We start from the raw sequence: 16981 nt of genomic DNA on the forward strand, positions 1-16981 counted from the left end.
AGGGGAGGAGATGCGGACCCTGGCCTACGGTGCGTGGCCCTCGCCCGTCGACGCCGCGCTCGCCGCCGCGCACGACGGGCAGCCCGAGTTCGTGGGGTTCGTCGGCGACGAGGTGTGGTGGACCGAGCCGCGGCCCGCCGAGGGCGGGCGGCGCACCCTGGTGCGGCGGCGCGCCGACGGCGCGCGGGAGGCGGTGCTGCCCGCCCCGTGGAACGTGCGCAGCCGGGTCATGGAGTACGGCGGGCGGCCCTGGGACGGGACGACGGTCGACGGCGGGCCGCTCGTGGTCTTCGTGAACTTCGCCGACCAGCGGCTGTACCGCTGTGAGCCGGGCGGCGAGCCGCGCCCGCTGACGCCCCCGTCCCCGGTGGGCGGCGGTCTGCGCTGGGCGGAGCCCCGGCTGCTGGCGGACCGCGGCGAGGTGTGGTGCGTGCTGGAGGAGTTCACCGGCGACGGGCCCACGGACGTGCGCCGCGTGCCGGCCGCGGTACCGCTGGACGGATCGGCCGCCCACGACCGGGGCGCCGTGCGCGAACTCACCGCCGCGCGGCACCGGTTCGTCACCGGGCCGCGGCTGTCGCCCGACGGGCGGCGCGCGGCCTGGCTCGCCTGGGACCATCCGCGCATGCCCTGGGACGGCACCGAACTGGTCCTCGCCGAGGTCGCCGGGAACGGCACCCTGCGAGGGCCCCGGACCGTCGCCGGCGGCCCCGGCGAGTCGATCGCCCAGGCCGACTGGGCCCTGGACGGCTCCCTGCTGTACGTGAGCGACCGCACCGGCTGGTGGAACCTCTACCGGGACGGCACCCCGCTGTGCCCGCGCGAGGAGGAGTTCGGCGGGCCGCTGTGGAGGCTCGGCCTGCGCTGGTTCGCCCCGCTGCAGGACGGGCTGATCGCCGTCGTGCACGGCCGCGGCTCCACCGCCCTCGGGATACTGGACCCCGAGACCGGCGAGGTCGCCGACGCGGCCGGCCCCTGGACCGAGTTCGCGCCCACGCTCGCGGCGCTCGGCGAGCGGGTCGTCGCCGTCGGGGCCGGCCCGCGCAGCTCCCCCGAGGTGGTGGAGCTGGACGTCCGCACCGGCCGGGCGCGGGTGATCGGCGCGGCGCACGAGGACGCCGTGGACCCCGCCTACTACCCGAAGCCGCGGGCCCGCACCTTCACCGGCCCGGACGGGCGCGAGATCCACGCGCACGTGTACCCCCCGCGCCACCCCGGCTGCGTCGCGCCCGCCGGCGAGCTGCCGCCGTACGTCGTGCGGGCGCACGGCGGCCCCACCGGCCGGGCGCCCCTGGTGCTGGACCTGGAGATCGCCTACTTCACCTCGCGCGGCATCGGAGTCGTCGAGGTGAACTACGGCGGCTCCACCGGGTACGGCCGGAAGTACCGCGACCGGCTGCGCGGGCAGTGGGGCGTGGCCGACGTCGAGGACTGCGCCGCCGTCGCGCTGGCCCTCGCCGACGAGGGCACCGCCGACCGCGCCCGGCTCGCCGTCCGCGGCGGCAGCGCGGGCGGCTTCACCGCCGCCGCCTCGCTCGCCACCACCGACGTCTACGCCTGCGGCACGATCCTCTACCCCGTCCTCGACCTGGCCGGCTGGGCCACGGGGGAGACCCACGACTTCGAGTCGCGGTACCTGGAGACCCTGATCGGGCCGTACGCCGAGGACCCCGGACGGTACGCGCAGCGCTCGCCCGTCACGCACGCCGACCGTGTCACCGCGCCGTTCCTGCTGCTCCAGGGCCTGGACGACGTGATCTGCCCGCCCGCGCAGTGCGAGCGGTTCCTGGCCCGCGCGGCGGGCCGGCGGGTGCCGCATGCCTACCTCGCCTTCGAGGGGGAGGGCCACGGATTCCGGCGGGCCGACACCGTCATCCGCGCCCTGGAGGCCGAACTCTCCCTGTACGCCCAGGTCTTCGGCTTGCATCCGCCGGGCGTCCCGACCCTGGAGCTGACCGGATGAAACCCCTTCTGCGCCCGCCCCGGCTCGCTCCCGGCGCCCGGGTGGCCGTCGTCGCGCCCAGCGGGCCCGTGCCCGAGGAGCGGCTCGCGGCCGGGCTCGACGTGCTGCGCGGCTGGGACCTCGACCCGGTGGTGGCCCCGCACGTGCTGGACCGGCACCGGACGTTCGGCTACCTCGCGGGCGGTGACGCCGACCGGGCGGCCGATCTGCAGGCCGCCTGGTGCGACCCGTCCGTCGACGCGGTGCTGTGCGCCCGCGGCGGGTACGGGGCGCAGCGGATCGCCGACCTGCTCGACTGGGCGGCGATGCGCGCGGCCGGGCCGAAGGTGTTCGTCGGCTTCAGCGACATCACCGCGCTGCACCAGGCGTTCGCCACCCGGCTCGGCCTGGTCACCCTGCACGGGCCGATGGCGGCGGGCCTCGACTTCGTCAAGAACGCGCGGGCCCAGGAGCATCTGAGGGCCACCCTCTTCGCCCCGGAGACGGTCCGCACGATCGCCTCCGGCGGCACCCCCCTGGTCCCCGGCCGGGCACGGGGCGTCACGCTCGGCGGCTGCCTGTCCCTGCTCGCCGCCGACCTGGGCACCCCGCACGCCCGGCCCGGCGCGCGCGGCGGCCTGCTCTGCCTGGAGGACGTGGGGGAGGAGACGTACCGTCTGGACCGCTGCCTCACCCAGTTGCTGCGCTCCGGGTGGCTCGACGGGGTCCGCGGCGTGCTGCTCGGTTCCTGGGAGAACTGCGGCCCCTACGACCGGATCCGCCCGATGCTGCTCGACCGGCTGGGCGGCCTCGGCGTGCCCGTGGTGGAGGAGGCCGGGTTCGGCCACTGCGCGGGGGCGCTGACGATCCCCTTCGGGGTGGCGGCCGGCCTCGACGCGGACACCGGCACCCTGACGCTGGACGAACCGGCCCTGCGCTGACCGCCCGCCGCCGACGCGCCGGACCCGGAGCCCGCACGCGAGGACCCGTCGAAAACACCCGTTCGGCCGATTGACCCGCACCTGACACGTGTCACACCATGACGGCCGGCCGGTACCGACTGGTCGGCAAGCCGGGTCGCCCTCAGTGTGGAGGTCCTCGTTGTCCCGTCGTCCGCCCAGCCGTCGCGCCCTCCTCGCGCTCGTCCTCGGCGCCGCGCTCACCGCCCCGCTCGCGCTCACCGCCCCCGCCGCCGCGAGCGGCCGGTACACCGTGACCCCGCTGACCTTCACCGTCCGGGCGGGCGGCCGCACCTGCGCGGTCGACGCCGACCTGTACCGGCCCGCGGGCGTGGACCGGGACCGCCCGGCACCCGCCGTGCTGGCCACCAACGGCTTCGGCGGCAGCAAGAACGACGGGCAGACCGACGCCGTCGGCCGGAGCTTCGCCCAACGCGGATACGTCGCGCTGGTCTACTCCGGGCTCGGGTTCGGCGGGTCCGGCTGCCTGATCTCCCTCGACGACCCGCGCGTCGACGGCGCCGCCGCCGCGCAGCTCGTCGACTTCCTGGGCGGCAGGCGCGCCGCCGACGACGGCACCACGGCCGGCTTCGTGACCCTCGACGGACCGGGCGACCCGCGCGTCGGCATGATCGGCGGCTCCTACGGCGGCGCCGTCCAGCTGGCGACCGCCGCCGTCGACCACCGCGTCGACGCGATCGTGCCCATGATCACCTGGCACGACCTGGCGTACTCCCTCGCCCCGAACAACGCCGTCGGCGGCGAGGACGTGCCCGGCGCCTTCAAGTGGCAGTGGACCAACGGCTTCTACCTCGCGGGCGAGAGCCAGCCGCTGCTGCGGCCCGGCCTGGATCCGTCCCGCATCAACTCCCTCGACTGCCTGCACTTCGTCACCGAGGTCTGCGAGACCGTCCGCACCCTCAACTCCGGCCGCTACCCCGCGGACCGCGCGAAGCGGCTGCTCGCCTACGCGCGCAGCGTGTCCCCGGTGTCGTACCTGGACCGGGTGAAGGCCCCCACCCTGCTCGTCCAGGGGCAGGCCGACACCCTGTTCAACCTCAACGAGGCGACGGCGACGTACCGCAGGCTCAAGGCGCGGGGCACGCCCGTCAAGATGATCTGGCAGTCGGCGGGCCACAGCGGCGGCGTCACCGGTCCGGCCGCGGGCGAACTCGACCTCGGCCGCGGCAACCTGGAGACCAGCTACGTCGGCCGCCGCGTCCTCGCCTGGTTCGACCGCCACCTGCGCGGGCGGGCCCACGCCGACACGGGGCCCGACTTCGCCTACCGCCGCGACTGGATCACCGACCCGGACCGCGCCTACGCCACCGCCGACCGCCTTCCCGAGCCCGGCCGGACGCTCCACCTCTCCGGCGACGGCACCCTCGTCGGCGACCGCGCCGAGGTGGTGCGCGGCAGCCGCACCTACACCAACCGGCCCGTCCCCACCAGCCACTCGGAGAACTCGCTGGCCCGCGTCGTCGGACTGCCGGACCCGGCGCCGTACGACACCGAGGGCACCCATCTGGCGTGGACGAGCGCGCCGCTGGAACGCGCCCTGGACGTGGTGGGCGCGCCGACGGCCACGCTCAAGGTGGTGTCCCCGGAGGCGGCACGGGCACAGCGCTCCGGCGACGCCGCCGACAAACTCGTCCTGTTCGCCAAGCTGTACGACGTCGCCCCCGACGGCACCCGGACGCTGGTGCACCGCCTGGTCGCCCCGGTCCGCGTGCCCGACGTGACCAAGGGCTTCACCGTCACCCTGCCCGGCATCGTGCACCGCTACGACAAGGGGCACCGGCTGCGGTTCGTGATCGCGGCGAGCGACGGCGCGTACTTCGGCAACCGGGGGATCAAGCCGGTGACGGTGGTCAGCGCGCCGGACGACACCGGGGTGCTGCGGCTGCCGGTGGCCGGCGGACGGGACACCGGCGGGGCCGTCGTAAGGTGACGGGATGCCGCACCCCGTTCCCCGCTACCTCGCAGCAGGCCCCCGTGTGGGCATCCGGCACTTCACCCACGAGGACGCCGCCGAGTTCACCGCCCGCGTCCGGGAGAGCAGGTCGCTGCACCGGCCGTGGCTCTTCCCGCCGGAGAGCGCCGAGGCGTACGCCGCGTACGCGGGGCGGCTGATCGAGGACCCCACCAGGGCCGGGTTCCTGGTCTGCGAGAAGGACGACGGCGCCATCGCCGGGTTCATCAACATCAACAACATCGTGGGGGGCGCCTTCCAGAGCGGGGCGCTGGGCTACGGCGCGTTCGCGCACGCGGCGGGCCGCGGGCTGATGCGCGAGGGGCTGGACCTGGTCGTCCGGTACGCCTTCGGGCCGATGCGGCTGCACCGGCTGGAGATCAACGTGCAGCCCCTGAACGCCGCGTCGATCGCCCTGGCCCGCGCCTGCGGTTTCCGCCTGGAGGGCTTCTCGCCGGCCATGCTCCACGTCGACGGGGCCTGGCGCGACCACGAACGCTGGGCGATCACCGCGGAGATGGTGAAGTCCGGCTGAGCCCCGCCGGGCCGTCGGCGCGGGCCGGGACGGGCGGACCGCGGCCGGCGGCACACGCCGCCGGCCCGTGAGGCGGCGGGGCTGCGGCGGGACCCGGGCCCGGTCGTCGCCTTCCCGCGCGACGCCGTGCCCGCACCGCCGCGCCGGGCCCCGACCCGGGCACGCCCCGTGCGGGGCTCGGGACCCGGCACGCCGCGAGCACGCACCCGGGGCCGCGCGGCCCGCCCTCCGGGCGGACGGCGGGAAGACGACGGCCGGGCCTAGGGGCGCCGGTCCACGTACTCGTAGATCGCCCCGTCCGGGTGACGGGCGATCAGGTTGCGGCCCGCGGGAGTCGGCACCGGGCCCGCGACGATGTCGGCGCCCAGCTCGCTGAGGACCCGGTGGGCCTCCTCGACGTCCTGGACCGCGATCGTCGCCGCGACCTTGCGCAGCACCTCCAGCTCGGACTCGGGACCGCTCATCAGCAGGAAGCAGCCGACCGCCGCCACCTGGACGCCGCCGCGTTCGAAGCGGAGCGCTCTGCCGCCCGCGAGCCGCTCGTAGAAGGGGACCGCTTTCTCCAGGTCGGTGACGCAGACGCGCAGCGTGGCTCCGAGAATCTCCATGCGGAAAAGCCTAGTTGCGGCGGCCGGCGCGGGAGATCGTTCCGCGGGATCCGTCCGCCCCGGCGGCCCGGGCGGATCCCGCCACGGCCCTGCGCACGGCGTTCCGTGCGCGGCCGGGCACGGTCGCGGCCGGGACCGCCGCGGGGTTGCCCGGCGCGGTGCCGGCGCCCGGAGCGCACCGGCGGACCATCGCGGGCGGCTCCCTCGCGCGCCGGGCTCTCCGCGCGGGGGTGCGGGCACCCGGCGGTGATGGGACCCCGGGCCGCCCGGAGCACCCGGACGGGCGCGTGGCGCGGACGCCCGCGGAACGGGACCGCGCCCGTCAGGAGGCCTGCTGGAGCTGCGGCAGCACCTTCGTGCGGTAGAAGTCGAAGAAGCCGCGCAGGTCGGGGCCGATCTGACTGACGTAGATCCGGTCGAAGCCCGCGTCGGCGAACCGCTTCAGCTCCGCCACGTGCTCGTCCACGTCGTCGCCGCACACCCGGTTGCGCCGCACCATGTCCTCGGTGACCAGCTGCTGCGCCTGCTCGAAGTGGGCCGGCGAGGGCAGCACCTGGCCCAGCTCGCCGGGCAGCTGCTCGTTCGCCCACAGCCGGTGCACCGTCCGTACGGCCGCCTCCCGGTCGGTGTCGTAGCAGACCTTGGTTCCGCCGCTGACCGGCTTCCCGCCGCCCCCGCCCGCGCGGTACCGCTCCACCATCGACGCGTCCGGCATCACCGTGACGTAGCCGTCCCCGATCCGGGAGGCCAGCTCGGTCGCCGCGGGGCCGAAGCCGGAGACGTCGATCGGGACCGGCTCGTCCGGGACGGTGTACAGGCGGGCGTTCTCCACCGTGTAGTGCTTGCCGTGGTGGTTGACCTCCTCGCCGGTGAACAGCCGGCGCATCACCTCGACGGCCTCCTCCAGCATCTCCAGCCGCACGTGCGCGGGCGGCCACGCATCGCCGAGGATGTGCTCGTTGAGCGCCTCGCCCGTGCCCACGCCGAGGCGGAAGCGGCCGTTCAGCATCACCGCGCTGGTCGCCGCGGCCTGCGCCACCACCGCCGGGTGGATGCGCACGGTCGGGCAGGTCACCGCCGTCTCGACGGGCAGCGACACCGCCTCGGACAGCGCGCCGATCACCGACCACACGAACGGGCTCTGACCCTGCTCGCCGTTCCACGGGTGGTAGTGGTCCGAGATCCACAGCGACTGGAACCCGGCCTGTTCGGCCATCCGCGCCTGCTCGATCAGCTCCGCGGGGTCGTACTGCTCGCACGAGAGGAAGTAGCCGTACTCGGGCATGGGGGGATCGCCTCCGTGACAAGGGGAAGGTGGGTCGCGGTCCGGGTACCCGGGGCCCGGGCCGAAAACCGGCGGTGCGGGTCCCGGCGGACCCCGCCGGACGTTTGGGCGCCCTGGTCAGGGGGACGCGGAAGGCTCCGAGGTACGCGACAGCGCCGGGAGGCGAACCGTGGGTCGACCCCGCATCGTGATCGTCGGAGCCGGCTTCGCCGGGTACCGGACGGCCCGCACCCTGTCCGGGCTGACCCGCGGCAGGGCCGACATCGCCCTGCTCAACCCCACCGACTACTTCCTGTACCTCCCCCTGCTGCCCCAGGTCGCCGCCGGCATCCTGGAACCGCGCCGGGTCACGGTCTCCCTCTCGGGCACCCTGCCGCACGTGAGGCTGGTGCTGGGCCAGGCCGACCGCATCGACCTCGACGGGCGCGCCGTGCACTACACCGACCCCGAGGGCGGCGGCGGCACCCTCGCCTACGACCGGCTGGTGCTCGCCGCCGGCAGCGTCAACAAGCTGCTGCCGGTCCCCGGCGTCGCCGAGCACGCGCACGGCTTCCGCGGCCTGCCCGAGGCGCTGTACCTGCGCGACCACGTCACCCGGCAGGTGGAGCTCGCCGCCGCGGCCGACGATCCGGGGAGCCGCGCCGCCCGGTGCACCTTCGTCGTGGTCGGCGCCGGCTACACCGGGACCGAGGTCGCCGCGCAGGGGCAGCTGTTCACCGACGCGCAGGTGCGCGGGCACCCGCTGCGGCAGGGCGTGCGGCCGCGCTGGATGCTGCTGGACATCGCGCCGCGCGTGCTGCCCGAACTGGACGAACGGCTCTCCCGCACCGCCGACCGGGTGCTGCGGGAGCGGGGCGTGGACGTGCGGATGGGAACCTCCGTGAAGGAGGCCACGCACGAGGGGGTGCTGCTCACCGACGGGGAGTTCGTCGAGACCCGCACGCTGGTGTGGTGCGTGGGCGTACGGCCCGATCCGCTGGCCGAGTCCCTGGGGCTGCCCATGGAGCGCGGCCGGCTGCTCGTCGACCCCCACCTCCGGGTGCCGGGGCGCCCCGAGGTGTTCGCCTGCGGGGACGCGGCGGCGGTGCCCGACCTGAACGAGCCGGGCGGCTGCACGCCGATGACCGCGCAGCACGCCTGGCGGCAGGGCCGGGTCGCGGGGCTGAACGTCGCCGCCTCGCTGGGCCGGGGCGAACTGCGGCCCTACCGCCACCGCGACCTGGGTTTCGTCGTGGACCTGGGCGGCGCCGAGGCCGCCGCCAACCCGCTGGGCCTGCCCCTGTCCGGGGTGGCGGCGGGCGCGGTCACCCGCGGCTACCACCTCGCGGCGATGCCCGGCAACCGGATCCGGGTCGCCGCCGACTGGCTCCTGGACGCCGTGCTGCCGCGCCAGGCCGTGCAGTTGGGGCTCGTACGGTCGTGGTCGGTGCCGCTGGACACGGCGTCGCCGGAGGTGGCGCGGGTGCCGGGCGGACCCGGGCGGCACGGCGAGCCGGACGCCCCGGGACAGCCGGAGGCGGGCGAGCGGGAACTGGGCCAGGTGGTGGCCGGTCCGCGGGCGCGTCGCCCGGGACCGGGCGCGGCGGCCCCGGACGACGCGCGCGGCGGGCCTTCCGGGAACCGGCCGGGCGGAGAAGCCGCGAAAGGCCGGCCGGGCGGTGAGCCCGCCGGGAGCCGGCCGGACGGCGATCCGCCCGCCCCCGGACCCCCGCCGGACCGGCCGCCCCCCGGTCCCGGTACCGCCCCCGGCCCGGTCAAGCGTTCCGACACCTTCACGGAAGGAGACTCATGAACACCGGTGAACTCGTCGAACTGGGGCGGCAGCTGCGCGTGGACAGCATCCGCGCCGCGGCCGCCGCGGGTTCCGGGCACCCCACGTCCTCGATGTCCGCCGCGGACCTGATGGCCGTTCTCCTCGCCCACCACCTCCGCTACGACTTCGACCGTCCCGCCCATCCCGGCAACGACCGCTTCGTCCTGTCCAAGGGACACGCCTCGCCCCTGCTGTACGCCGCCTACAAGGCGGCCGGCGCCATCGACGACGAGGAGCTGCTCACCTTCCGCAAGCTCGGCAGCCGCCTCGAAGGACACCCGACGCCGCGGCGGTTGCCGTGGGTGGAGACGGCCACCGGCTCGCTCGGTCAGGGACTGCCGGTCGGCGTCGGCATCGCCCTGTCCGGCAAGCGGCTGGAGCGCGCCGACTACCGGGTGTGGGTGCTCACCGGCGACAGCGAGCTGGCCGAGGGCTCGGTGTGGGAGGCCGCCGAGCACGCGGCCTACGAGCACCTCGACAACCTCGTCGTGATCGTCGACGTCAACCGGCTCGGCCAGCGCGGCCCCACCCGGCACGGCCACGACCTGGACGCCTACGCCCGCCGCTTCCAGGCGTTCGGCTGGCACACCGTCGAGGTCGACGGGCACGACGTCGACGCCGTCGACCGCGCCTACGGCGAGGCCCTGTCCACCAAGGGCCAGCCCACCGCGATCCTCGCCCGCACTCTCAAGGGCAAGGGCGTCGCCGACGTCGAGGACCGCGAGGGCCTGCACGGCAAGCCGCTGAAGAACGCCGACGCGGCGATCGAGGAGCTCGGCGGCGTCCGCGGCGTCCGCGTCCGGGTGCACGAGCCGCCCGCCGCCCGCGCGCTGCACTCGGCGCGCACCGGCGGCCTGGAGCTGCCCCGCTGGGAGCGGGGCGAGGAGGTGGCCACCCGCAACGCCTACGGGCAGGCGCTGGCCGCGCTCGGCACCGGCCGCGGCGACGTCGTCGCCCTCGACGGGGAGGTGAGCGACTCCACGCGCGCCGAGTTCTTCGCCAAGGAGCACCCCGACCGCTACGTCGAGTGCTACATCGCCGAGCAGCAGATGGTCGCGGCCGCCGTCGGGCTCGCGGCCCGCGGCTGGGTGCCGTACGCCTCGACCTTCGCGGCCTTCCTGACCCGCGCGTACGACTTCGTGCGGATGGCCTCCGTCAGCGGCGCCGGCGTCAACCTGGTCGGCTCGCACGCGGGCGCCGCCGTCGGCCAGGACGGACCCAGCCAGATGGGCCTGGAGGATCTGGCGATGATGCGGGCGGTGCACGGCTCGACCGTGCTGTACCCGTGCGACGCCAACCAGACCGCGCACCTGGTCGCCACCATGGCGGGCCTGGACGGCATCCGCTACCTGCGCACCTCGCGCGGCGACAGCCCGGTGATCTACGGCCCCGACGAGGAGTTCCCGGTCGGCGGGTCCAAGGTGCTGCGCTCCTCCGACCAGGACCGGCTGACGCTGGTCGCCGCGGGCGTCACGGTGCCCGAGGCGCTGGCCGCCGCCGACGCGCTGGCGAGGGAGGGCATCCCGGTCCGGGTGATCGACCTGTACTCGGTCAAGCCCGTCGACCGGCTCACCCTGCGTCAGGCCGCCGAGGACACCGGCTGCCTGGTCACCGTCGAGGACCACCACCCCGAGGGCGGCCTCGGCGACGCGGTCCTCGACGCGTTCCTCGACGGGCGGCCCGTGCCGCGCCTGGTGCGGCTCGCCGTCCGCACCATGCCGGGCTCCGCCTCCCCGGCCGAGCAGCTGCACGCCGCGGGCATCGACGCCGAGTCGATCGCGGCGGCCGGCCGGCTGCTGGTGGAGCAGGCGGTCGTGCCGTGAGCGGTGACGGTGCGCGCACCGTGCGGGCCGGCCGGCGCACCGTCCAGGTGCACCGGCCGGACAAGGTGCTCGTCCCGGGCAGCCCGGAGAGCGGGGACGGCAAGGACTGCACCAAGGGCGACCTCGTCGACTACTACCGGGCCGTCGCCCCGTTCCTGCTGCCGCACCTGCGCGGCCGGCCGCTGATGCTGGAGCGGCACCCGGACGGCGTCGACGGCCCCCGGTTCATGCAGAAGAACACCCCAGAGCACTACCCGGAGTGGATCACACGCGTCGAGCTGGCCAAGGAGGGCGGCACCGTCCGCCACACCGTCTGCGACGACACCGCCACCCTCGTCTACCTCGCCGACCAGGCCGCCGTCACACTGCACCGCTGGCTGTCGCGCACCGGCGCCGTCGACCGGCCCGACCGGATGGTCTTCGACCTCGACCCGGCCGGGGACGACGACTTCGCCCGGGTCCGGGAGGCGGCCGGGCTGCTCGGCGAGCTGCTGGAGGCGCTGGGCCTGCCCGCGGCGCCGATGACCACCGGCTCGCGCGGACTGCACGTGGTGGTGCCGCTGAACGGACGTCACGACTTCGACGAGGTGCGCGGGTTCGCCCGCGAGGTCGCCGACACCCTCGCCGCCGCCCACCCCGACCGGCTCACCACCGCCGCCCGCAAGAAGGACCGCGGCGACCGCCTCTACCTCGACGTGCAGCGCAACGGCTACGCGCAGACCGCGGTCGCGCCCTTCACCGTCCGCGCCCGGCCCGGCGCCCCCGTGGCCACCCCCTTCTCCTGGGACCAGCTGGACGATCCCGCGCTGCACGCCCGCCGCTGGACCGTCGCCGACGCCGTCGAGCAGGCCCGTACCGATCCCTGGAAGGGGCTGCTGAGCCGCGGACGCGCCCTGGGGCCGGCGCGCCGACGGCTGGACGCGCTGCGCGGCTGATCCGCCCCGGCCGCCGGCCGGGCACGGAGCGTCGCACCGCAGATGCACCGGCCCGTGGAGGTTTGGCGAACACACCTGCGGCCACACGAAGGGGGAGGTGACCATGTCGAACACAAAAGACACGTCGAATCCACAATTGGAACAACAGAGTTCACAAGAGTCACAGACTCCCCACGAGTCATCCGACAGCAATGCGGCGGACCGCCGGCCGAGCCCGATGGAGGTGCTGCGCCAGGCGCGCGGGCAGCTCGAAGAGCTCACCGGTATGGCCGCCGAGTCCGTGTCGTCCTTCGAGCAGACGGAGGAGGGCTGGTCGCTGGAGGTCGAGGTCCTCGAACTCGAGCGGGTCCCCGACACGATGAGTCTGATGGCGAGCTACCAGGTGGAACTCGATCCACAGGGGCAGCTCACCGGTTACCGGCGCGTTCGCCGCTACGAGCGCGGGCGGGCCGACGCGCGCAGGTCCGGCGGTCGCTAGGCCGCCGGACCGGATTCGTCACACCCACGGACAGGGAGGGATCGCCGGAATGACCGTCGTACCGGCACAGCAGACCGGAGGTGGAGGCGGCAGCAGCGGCCTCTACGACGTTCTTGAGCTTGTTCTGGACAGGGGACTCGTCATCGACGCGTTCGTGCGCGTGTCCCTGGTCGGTATCGAAATCCTGAAGATCGACGTGCGTGTCGTCGTCGCCAGCGTCGACACCTACCTGCGCTTCGCCGAGGCGTGCAACCGGCTCGACCTGGAGTCCGGGCCGCGCAAGAGCCCGGGCCTGCCCGACGTGGTGGGGCAGGTCACCGAGTCCGGGGCGCGCGGCAAGTCCAAGGGCGCCCTGTCCGGCGCCGCGCAGACCATATCGGACGCCTTCAAGCAGGCCCGGGAGGAGGGCGAGGCCGAGCCGCGCCGCGCCCGCAAGAGCACGGCCGCGCGCCGGAAGGAGGAGCAGGAGTGAGCACCTACGTCTACGGCATCACCGCGAGCGCGCACCCGGCGCTTCCGGAGGGCATGGACGGCGTCGGCGACCCGCCGCGCCCGGTGCGCATCCTGAAGGAGGGCGAACTGGCGGCCGTCGTGAGCGACGCGCCCGAGAACCTGCGGCCCAAGCGCAAGGACCTGCTCGCCCATCAGAACGTGCTCGCCGAGGCGGGCGCGGCCGGGTGCGTGCTGCCCATGCGGTTCGGCAGCGTCGCCTCCGACGACCAGGCCGTCACCGGCGTCCTCGCCGAGCGCGCCGAGCACTACAAGGAGCGCCTGCGGACGCTGGACGGCCGGGTCGAGTACAACATCAAGGCCAACCACGTCGAGGAGGCCGTGCTGCACCGCGTGATGGCCGAGAGCCCGGAGATCCGCTCGCTGGCGGAGGCCAACCGGAAGGCCGGCGGCGGCAGTTACGAGGACAAGATCCGCCTCGGCGAGATGGTCGCGGCCGCCGTCAAGGCCAAGGAGGCCGGGGACGCCGACGCGCTGCGGCGCGTCCTGGAACCGGCCGCGGAGGCCGTGAGCGTGGGCCCCGAGTCCACGGGCTGGCTCGCCAACGTGTCGTTCCTGGTGGACCGTGAGGCGGCGGAGGACTTCCTGGCCGCCGTGGAGCAGGCCCGCAAGGACCTGCCGCACCTGGAGGTGCGGGTGAACGGCCCGCTGCCTCCGTACAGCTTCGTCGAGCCCGGCCCGGCCGAGCCGGCGGGCACCGCGGCCGGCGGTGCGGACGCCGGAGCGGGGTGAGGACGTGGGCCTGATCTCGGAGGTGCTGCTGCTGCCGTTCGCCCCGGTGCGCGGCGGCGCCTGGGCCATCCGGCAGGTGATCCAGGAGGCCGAGCGGATCTACTACGACCCGGCCACCGTGCGGGCTGAACTGGCCCGCCTGGAGGAGCAGCTGGAGGCCGGGGAGATCACCGAGGAGGAATTCGACCGGCTGGAGGACGAGCTCCTCGACCGGCTGGAGGTCGCGTCGCGCGCGAGCGCGGGAACGGGCAACGGGACGGCACCATGAACCGAGTGGGACTGGGCCTCGCGGTAGGGGCCGGATACGTCCTCGGACGGACGAGGAAGATGAAGCTGGCGTTCGCCGTCGGCACGTTCGTGGCGGGCCGGCGGATGAAGCTGAGCCCGCGGGCGGTCGCGGGGCTGGTGAACCAGCAGCTGCAGAACAACCCGCAGTTCAAGGAGATCGGGGACCAGCTGCGCCAGGATCTGCGCGGCGTCGGCAAGGCGGCCTCGGGCGCCGTGCTGGAGCGGCAGCTCGACGCGCTCGCCGACCGTCTGCACGGCCGTACCGCCCAGGTCCGCGACCAGCTCTCCGGCGTGGCGGCCGGGGCGCCGGACCGTGGCCCGGACGCGTCGGACGAGACCGCGGAGAAGTCCCCGGACGCCGGGGACGAGGAGCCGCGGGACGGGACGGCGGAGGAATCCGCAGCGGAGGCCGGGCCGCGCGGCGGGACGGCCAGGAAGGCCGCGGCGGCCAGGAAGACCGCCGCGGGGAGGGCGCCCGCCAGGAAGACGGCGGCGAAGAAGACCGCGGCGGCCAAGAAGGCCGTCAGGAAGACGGCCGGCCGGACCCGGCCGTCGAAGGACGGGGGTGAGTGATGGCCGAGACCCTCGGATCCGCGGCCTCCGCGGCCCGCGGAGCGACGAAGAACCCGCTCGGCGACCTGGCGCACAGCGAGGCCGCCGAGCGGCTCAAGGCGGAGGTGCAGGAGTACCTCGCCGCCCAGGCCCAGCGCGCGCTCATGGGCGTCGGCCGCAAGCTCGGCGAGACCACCGTCAAGCTGAACGACATCGCCGAGGGCAACAGCCCGGGCTTCGGCAGGCTCGCCCTCGACACCGGCCGCAGGCTCGCCGAGGGCAAGGGCCCGGTGCGCTCCGCGCTGGGCGCCGGCGCCTCGCACGTCAAGGACAACGTGCTCGGCGCGCTGAAGAACCTCGGCGGCGGCAAGGGCAGGCGCAAGGGCGGCGCCGGCGCCAAGCCCACCGTGATCATCGAGCACATCGACGTGGGCGTGCCGCTGCGCACCGCGTACGACCAGTGGACCCGGTACCAGGACTTCAGCACCTTCGCCAAGGGGGTCAGGAGCGCGAACCGCGCCGACGACACGACCTCCGACTGGCAGCTGAAGGTCTTCTGGTCCAACCGCAGCTGGAAGGCGACCACGACCGAGCAGGTGCCCGACGACCGGATCGCCTGGACCTCCGAGGGCGCCAAGGGCACGACGAAGGGCGTGGTCTCCTTCCACCGGCTCGCCGACAACCTCACCCGCGTCCTGCTGGTCGTCGAGTACTACCCGACGGGCCTGTTCGAGAAGACCGGCAACCTCTGGCGCGCCCAGGGCCGCCGGGCCCGGCTCGACCTGAAGAACTTCGCCCGGTTCATCACCCTCAAGGGCGAGGCGGAGGACGGCTGGCGCGGCGAGATCCGCGACGGCGAGGTCGTCCGCAGCCACGAGGACGCGCTCGCCGAGGAGGAGTCCGAGGAGAAGCCCGAGGGCGGGTCCGAGGAGGAGCCGGAGGACGAGGAGGCCCCCGAGGACGAGTACGAGGGCGGCTACGAGGACGCGGACGAGGACGCGGACGACCGGGCGGAGGACGAGGTCGAGGGCGACTACGAGGACGAGGGCGAGGACGCCTACGACGAGGAGGACGAGGACGCCTACGAGGAAGAGGAGGACGAGGGCGCCTACGACGAGGACGCCGGGGACGCCGAGGGCGGGAGCCGCCGATGACCACGCCGAGTCGCCTGCCCGAGCCCTACGGACCCAGCAGCGGTGCCAACCTCGCCGACATCCTGGAGCGGGTGCTGGACAAGGGGGTCGTCATCGCGGGCGACATCCGCATCAACCTGCTCGACATCGAGCTCCTCACCATCAAACTGCGTCTCATCGTCGCCTCCGTCGACAAGGCGAAGGAGATGGGCATCGACTGGTGGGAGAGCGACCCGGCGCTGTCCTCGCGGGCCCGCCGCGACGAACTCGCCCGGGAGAACGCCGAGTTGCGTGAACGGCTGGCGCGGCTGGAGCAACTGGAGACGGGACGCGTGGAGAAGGAGACACCATGACCGGACTGCGCTACGTCTACGCCGTCTGCCACCCCTTCGGCACACCGCTCCAGGCCCAGCTGTCGGGGGTGGCGGGCGACCCGCCCAGGACGCTGGTCCATCACGGGCTGGTCGCCGTCGTCAGCCACGTGCCCGAGGCGGACTTCTCCGAGGAGCCGCTGCGCGCGCACCTGGAGGACCTCGACTGGCTCTCCGCGACGGCCCGCGCCCACCAGGGCGTGATCGACGCGCTCACCACCGTCACCACCCCGCTGCCGCTGCGGCTCGGCACCGTCTTCCGCGACGACAGCGGGGTGCGGATGATGATCGAGGCCCGCGAGGAGGACTTCCGGCGCACCCTGGACCGCCTGGAGGGAAAGGTGGAATGGGGTGTGAAGGTGTACGCCGAGACGGACCCCGAGGCGTCCACCGGCCCGCCCCCGGCGGAGCCGGCGAAGGCCGCGTCGGGCCGGGACTACCTGCGGCGGCGGCGTATGCAGACGCGGGCCCGGGAGGACATGTGGCAGCAGGCGGAGGCCTTCGCCACCCGGCTGCACGAGCGGCTCTCCGCGTACGCCGCCGATTCCCGGCTGCACGCGCCGCAGAACGCGGTGCTCTCCGGGGCGGCGGGACGGAACGTGCTCAACGCCGCCTACCTCGTGCCCCGGTCCGACTCCGAGGAGTTCGTGGAGCTGGTGGACCGGACGAAGGACGACGCGTCCGGGATGCGGGTGGAACTCACCGGTCCCTGGGCGGCCTATTCCTTCGCGGAGGCCGAGGACACCGGGGAGACCGCGGAGGCCGGGAAGGCCGGCGAAGCCGGCGGGGCCGAGGAGGCGCGGGGGGCCGGGCGGGCCGCGGGGTCCGCCGAGCCGTCCGCCGGATCCGCGGAGGAGGAGACGTGACCGTCGTCGAACGCCGCGAGGTGGCCCTCGTGGACCTGCTCGACCGGCTGCTGGCCGGCGGGGTCGTCATCACGGGGGACCTCACCCTGCGCATCGCGGACGTGGATCTCGTCCGCATCGATCTGAACGCCCTGATCAGCTCGGTGAACGCGCAGGTTCCGTCGCCGTGGGGAGACTGA

18 protein-coding genes are annotated in these 16981 nt (G+C 74.8%); 16 read left to right on the forward strand and 2 right to left on the reverse strand.

Annotation, left to right across the window (positions count from 1 at the left end):
• Positions 1 to 10 precede the first annotated feature (10 nt).
• The 4 genes from ACIBAI_RS15815 (at position 11) to ACIBAI_RS15830 (ending at position 5408) form a co-directional block, all read left to right on the forward strand.
• Positions 11 to 1963 carry an LpqB family beta-propeller domain-containing protein gene (locus tag ACIBAI_RS15815; RefSeq protein WP_399034523.1) on the forward strand — a complete coding sequence of 651 codons (1953 nt, stop codon included), beginning with the start codon at positions 11 to 13 and terminating at the stop codon, positions 1961 to 1963.
• A complete protein-coding gene (locus tag ACIBAI_RS15820) occupies positions 1960 to 2883 on the forward strand; it encodes an LD-carboxypeptidase (protein ID WP_399034525.1) in 924 nt (307 codons plus the stop codon). The genes ACIBAI_RS15815 and ACIBAI_RS15820 overlap by 4 nt, the downstream gene beginning before the upstream one ends.
• Before the next feature lie 160 nt (positions 2884 to 3043).
• Positions 3044 to 4852, forward strand: coding sequence for a CocE/NonD family hydrolase (locus ACIBAI_RS15825; RefSeq protein WP_399034527.1), 1809 nt, complete (start codon positions 3044 to 3046; stop codon positions 4850 to 4852).
• A gap of 4 nt (positions 4853 to 4856) precedes the next feature.
• Complete coding sequence (locus tag ACIBAI_RS15830) at positions 4857 to 5408, forward strand: GNAT family N-acetyltransferase (RefSeq protein WP_399034528.1); 552 nt, start codon at positions 4857 to 4859, stop codon at positions 5406 to 5408.
• A gap of 260 nt (positions 5409 to 5668) precedes the next feature.
• On the opposite strand, the gene ACIBAI_RS15835 is transcribed toward ACIBAI_RS15830, so the two are convergent.
• A complete protein-coding gene (locus ACIBAI_RS15835) occupies positions 5669 to 6016 on the reverse strand; it encodes a VOC family protein (RefSeq protein WP_399034529.1) in 348 nt (115 codons plus the stop codon).
• 322 nt (positions 6017 to 6338) lie between these two features.
• Positions 6339 to 7301 carry an LLM class F420-dependent oxidoreductase gene (locus tag ACIBAI_RS15840; protein ID WP_399034531.1) on the reverse strand — a complete coding sequence of 321 codons (963 nt, stop codon included), beginning with the start codon at positions 7299 to 7301 and terminating at the stop codon, positions 6339 to 6341.
• 169 nt (positions 7302 to 7470) lie between these two features.
• Here ACIBAI_RS15840 and ACIBAI_RS15845 point away from each other — a divergent pair, with 169 nt between their 5' ends.
• The 12 genes from ACIBAI_RS15845 (at position 7471) to ACIBAI_RS15900 (ending at position 16981) form a co-directional block, all read left to right on the forward strand.
• The gene (locus ACIBAI_RS15845; RefSeq protein WP_399034533.1) at positions 7471 to 9093 is read left to right on the forward strand and encodes an NAD(P)/FAD-dependent oxidoreductase; all 1623 of its coding nucleotides are present in this window, start codon (positions 7471 to 7473) and stop codon (positions 9091 to 9093) included.
• A complete protein-coding gene (locus tag ACIBAI_RS15850) occupies positions 9090 to 10937 on the forward strand; it encodes a transketolase (RefSeq protein ID WP_399034534.1) in 1848 nt (615 codons plus the stop codon). Before ACIBAI_RS15845 ends, ACIBAI_RS15850 begins: the two co-directional genes overlap by 4 nt.
• Positions 10934 to 11872 carry a non-homologous end-joining DNA ligase gene (gene ligD / locus ACIBAI_RS15855; RefSeq protein ID WP_399034536.1) on the forward strand — a complete coding sequence of 313 codons (939 nt, stop codon included), beginning with the start codon at positions 10934 to 10936 and terminating at the stop codon, positions 11870 to 11872. The genes ACIBAI_RS15850 and ligD overlap by 4 nt, the downstream gene beginning before the upstream one ends.
• 103 nt (positions 11873 to 11975) lie before the next feature.
• Positions 11976 to 12350, forward strand: coding sequence for a gas vesicle protein (locus tag ACIBAI_RS15860; RefSeq protein ID WP_399034538.1), 375 nt, complete (start codon positions 11976 to 11978; stop codon positions 12348 to 12350).
• 49 nt (positions 12351 to 12399) lie between these two features.
• Positions 12400 to 12822, forward strand: coding sequence for a gas vesicle structural protein GvpA (locus ACIBAI_RS15865; protein ID WP_344605289.1), 423 nt, complete (start codon positions 12400 to 12402; stop codon positions 12820 to 12822).
• Positions 12819 to 13592 (forward strand): GvpL/GvpF family gas vesicle protein, encoded by a 774-nt coding sequence (locus tag ACIBAI_RS15870; RefSeq protein ID WP_399034540.1) that lies wholly within the window; start codon positions 12819 to 12821, stop codon positions 13590 to 13592. Before ACIBAI_RS15865 ends, ACIBAI_RS15870 begins: the two co-directional genes overlap by 4 nt.
• A 4-nt stretch (positions 13593 to 13596) precedes the next feature.
• Positions 13597 to 13860, forward strand: a complete 264-nt coding sequence (locus ACIBAI_RS15875; protein WP_344605293.1) for a gas vesicle protein GvpG — start codon at positions 13597 to 13599, stop codon at positions 13858 to 13860.
• On the forward strand, positions 13857 to 14453 hold the full coding sequence (locus tag ACIBAI_RS15880; protein ID WP_399034541.1) for a DNA primase: 597 nt from the start codon (positions 13857 to 13859) through the stop codon (positions 14451 to 14453). Before ACIBAI_RS15875 ends, ACIBAI_RS15880 begins: the two co-directional genes overlap by 4 nt.
• Positions 14453 to 15586 (forward strand): SRPBCC family protein, encoded by a 1134-nt coding sequence (locus ACIBAI_RS15885; protein ID WP_399034543.1) that lies wholly within the window; start codon positions 14453 to 14455, stop codon positions 15584 to 15586. Before ACIBAI_RS15880 ends, ACIBAI_RS15885 begins: the two co-directional genes overlap by 1 nt.
• Positions 15583 to 15918 (forward strand): gas vesicle protein, encoded by a 336-nt coding sequence (locus ACIBAI_RS15890; RefSeq protein WP_344605299.1) that lies wholly within the window; start codon positions 15583 to 15585, stop codon positions 15916 to 15918. Before ACIBAI_RS15885 ends, ACIBAI_RS15890 begins: the two co-directional genes overlap by 4 nt.
• Positions 15915 to 16802, forward strand: coding sequence for a GvpL/GvpF family gas vesicle protein (locus ACIBAI_RS15895; RefSeq protein ID WP_399034544.1), 888 nt, complete (start codon positions 15915 to 15917; stop codon positions 16800 to 16802). Before ACIBAI_RS15890 ends, ACIBAI_RS15895 begins: the two co-directional genes overlap by 4 nt.
• Positions 16799 to 16981: a gas vesicle protein gene (locus tag ACIBAI_RS15900; protein ID WP_344605303.1), complete on the forward strand. Its 183-nt coding sequence runs from the start codon at positions 16799 to 16801 to the stop codon at positions 16979 to 16981. Before ACIBAI_RS15895 ends, ACIBAI_RS15900 begins: the two co-directional genes overlap by 4 nt.

Source organism: Streptomyces sp. NPDC051041, assembly GCF_044456065.1.
Taxonomy (GTDB): domain Bacteria; phylum Actinomycetota; class Actinomycetes; order Streptomycetales; family Streptomycetaceae; genus Streptomyces; species Streptomyces glaucus.

Coding starts and splice junctions, on each gene's coding strand:
- ACIBAI_RS15815 (WP_399034523.1), top strand. CDS start 11: ATGCGGACCCTGGCCTACGGTGCGTGGCCCTCGCCCGTCGACGCCGCG.
- ACIBAI_RS15820 (WP_399034525.1), top strand. CDS start 1,960: ATGAAACCCCTTCTGCGCCCGCCCCGGCTCGCTCCCGGCGCCCGGGTG.
- ACIBAI_RS15830 (WP_399034528.1), top strand. CDS start 4,857: ATGCCGCACCCCGTTCCCCGCTACCTCGCAGCAGGCCCCCGTGTGGGC.
- ACIBAI_RS15835 (WP_399034529.1), bottom strand. CDS start 6,016: ATGGAGATTCTCGGAGCCACGCTGCGCGTCTGCGTCACCGACCTGGAG.
- ACIBAI_RS15840 (WP_399034531.1), bottom strand. CDS start 7,301: ATGCCCGAGTACGGCTACTTCCTCTCGTGCGAGCAGTACGACCCCGCG.
- ACIBAI_RS15850 (WP_399034534.1), top strand. CDS start 9,090: ATGAACACCGGTGAACTCGTCGAACTGGGGCGGCAGCTGCGCGTGGAC.
- ACIBAI_RS15860 (WP_399034538.1), top strand. CDS start 11,976: ATGTCGAACACAAAAGACACGTCGAATCCACAATTGGAACAACAGAGT.
- ACIBAI_RS15865 (WP_344605289.1), top strand. CDS start 12,400: ATGACCGTCGTACCGGCACAGCAGACCGGAGGTGGAGGCGGCAGCAGC.
- ACIBAI_RS15880 (WP_399034541.1), top strand. CDS start 13,857: ATGAACCGAGTGGGACTGGGCCTCGCGGTAGGGGCCGGATACGTCCTC.
- ACIBAI_RS15885 (WP_399034543.1), top strand. CDS start 14,453: ATGGCCGAGACCCTCGGATCCGCGGCCTCCGCGGCCCGCGGAGCGACG.
- ACIBAI_RS15890 (WP_344605299.1), top strand. CDS start 15,583: ATGACCACGCCGAGTCGCCTGCCCGAGCCCTACGGACCCAGCAGCGGT.
- ACIBAI_RS15895 (WP_399034544.1), top strand. CDS start 15,915: ATGACCGGACTGCGCTACGTCTACGCCGTCTGCCACCCCTTCGGCACA.